The sequence below is a fragment of the Arthrobacter sp. Leaf141 genome, from assembly GCF_001424565.1.
GTDB lineage: Bacteria > Actinomycetota > Actinomycetes > Actinomycetales > Micrococcaceae > Arthrobacter.
The window spans coordinates 80,005-82,620 of record NZ_LMOL01000002.1 but is presented as its reverse complement, the minus strand read 5'-3'; the positions used below and the strand labels follow the sequence as shown (position 1 = coordinate 82,620).

Genomic DNA, 2,616 nt, shown 5'->3' with positions numbered 1-2,616 from the left:
CCCGCCGCCGGAGCTTGTCCAGCTGGCCCTTGTCGGCGTTTTTCTCCACCGGCTTCTGGTAGTTTTCGGCAAACCGCTTGGGACTGGCGAACAGCCCGGGCGCCACGATGGACGTCAGCGCCCAGAACTCCATCAGGTTGTTCTCCAGCGGCGTTCCGGTGATGGCCAGCTTGAAGGGGACCGGCAGCTTCCGGGCGCACTGGTACGCCTTGGACTGGTGGTTCTTCACAAACTGGGCCTCATCCAGCACCAGCCCGGACCAGGCGTGGGACGCGTACGCCTCGTAGTCGATCCGGAACAGCGCGTACGACGTGATCACCAGGTCGGCTCCCGCCATCGCCGCCGCCGGCTGCCGGCCGCTCTTCGCGAACGTCTCGCTGACCGTGTGGACCTTCAGCCCCGGACCGAAGCGGGCAGCCTCCGCCGCCCAGTTGCCCACCACGCTGGTGGGGGCCACCACCAGGAAGGGGGCGCCGCCGTCGGGACCTGTTGGTTGAGCGTCAACGCTGCCGGGTACGACGGCGGCAGCGGTTCCGTCAGTGCCGGCGGACTGGGCGGCCAGGTCCTTTGCCGCGCACATCAGGGCCAGTGCCTGCACGGTTTTACCCAGGCCCATGTCGTCGGCCAGGACACCGCCGAGGCTGTGCCGGTACAGGAACGTCAGCCAGTTGAAGCCTTCCAGCTGGTACGGCCGGAGGTCCGCGTCCAGGCTGGCCGGCAGCGGCAGGCCCTCGATGCCGCCTTCCAGCAGGCCGCCCACCGCCGCGCGCCAGGACGCCGCCTGCTCGTCCACGATTCCCAGCTGCGCCAGTTCATCCCACAGGCCGGCCTGGAACCGGCTGATCTGCAGCGGCGCATCCTTGTTGTCCTGCAGTTCGCGGGCTTCGTCGATCAGGGCGCGCAGCTGGTGCAGCTCCGGCAGGTCCAGGGAGAAGTACGCGCCGGTGGGCAGGAGCATCCTGGTCTGCCCGGAAGCGAGCGCCGAGAACACCGCGGCGAAGGAGACCGGCTGGCCTTCGAGCGAAATCTGGATGCCCAGGTCGAACCAGTCGCGCTGTTCCGTGGCCTTGGTGGAGATCGACACAACGGGGGCTTCCTCCGCCTCCCGGTAATCGGCGATGTCACCGGCGGTGTCCACATCAACGTCCGGCGCCTCCCGGAGCCGGGGCAGCACGTCCTCGGTGAACGCCAGCGTGTCCAGGCCCTTGAGTTCCACGGACGCTGCCAGCCGGGGCGTGCCCCAGCCGCCGGTGGCTGACTCGCCCAGCGCCGGAACCGTCTCCCAGGGCTGCCCGATGCCGTCGAGGATCCGCGCTTCGGCGGTGTCATCGCGGTAGCCGTGATCGCCCGGATGGCGCCACAACGGCTGGGCCGTAACCAGCTTCCCGGCCTTGTAATGCCACTCCCAATGCAGCCGCACCCGGTGGTCGGCGCCATAGTTCGCCAGCAGCGAGAGGGTGGGAACAGCCAGGGTGGGCAGCTCCACGGACTCATCCCGCGCCGTCACCCGTGCCGTCTGCTTCAGCTTCGGGTAAAAACCGGTGAGGAACCGCGACTCGTCCTTGGCCGGGATCCGCAGCGCGCTGCCGGCCGTCACAAACGCCAGAAGTTCCTCGCTCAACCCGTTTTCCAGGGGCGCCAGGGTGATCACGGTGTCCGTGGCCGGCCCCTCGGTCACGCCGGGCAGCGTCTCCGGGACAGTGCCGTCCGCCGTGGTGGTGAAAAAGAGGCCATGCGCCGGCCGGCCCAGGGTGCCCACAGCGGCCGGGTCCACCTCGCCGCCGTCAACGCTGATGGTGGGCGAGAGCTCCAGGCCGCCGTCCGGCGGTGTGCCTTCCGCGGGGGCGGGTGTACCGAAACGGCCCAGGTTAAGCCCGACGGCGGCGGGGGACTCCGCGATCCGGACCGGTTCGGTGCCGCGCGAATGGACCAGGGCCAGGCCGATCTTGCGGGCGTCGGCCAGCAGGCTCCACAGGTTCCGGCCCGCGTAGGAGTTCAGCCCCAGCCACAGCCCCGAGGAGTTGTGCATCCGGCTGGCGGACGCCGAGTGCGCGGCCAGGAACTCCTGCATCCATTCGACGTGCGCCTCGTTGCATTCACGCCGGAAGTTCAGGTAGCTGAGCGTGTTCCAGGAAACGTCGCCACGGATCCATTTGCCCTTGGACCCCATGATGACCGGCCGGGCCTTGAGCTGCCGGACGCCGCGGACCGGATCCCGGCGCCCTGTGTAGGAGAAGTGCGGCGCGGGCTCCTCGATCTCGAACTGCAGCGCCAGCGGGACGCCCGTGCCCGCCGGAGCGGTCCCGGTGCGGGAGATCAGCGGGCTGAGGGCTTCCTCCCAATCGGTCAAGGCCACGGCTGCTGGATCCCGCGCTACCTGCGTGGCGGTGGCAGGGGAGAGCAGCTGGACCCGGATCGCCGGGCTGTCCTCGGCCGCGAAAAGCAGGGCGGCCACATGCTTGCAGTCCTTGCGGACGGGGCAGCTGCAGACGCCAACGGTACAGCTCCAGCCGCCGGCCTTCCGGACCAGCTTGGCGGTGGTGGAGTACGGCACCTCTGCGCCGCCGCGGACCTTGCCGAGCATCAGCCCGGTGCCGGCGTCGAACGACATCCCCG

The 2,616-nt window shown here is 69.6% G+C and carries 1 protein-coding gene; it reads right to left on the bottom strand.

Annotated features, from left to right (window positions below; translation table 11 throughout):
• On the bottom strand, positions 1–2,616 hold a 2,616-nt coding region (locus ASF72_RS00640), incomplete at both ends, for an SNF2-related protein (RefSeq protein WP_442854143.1).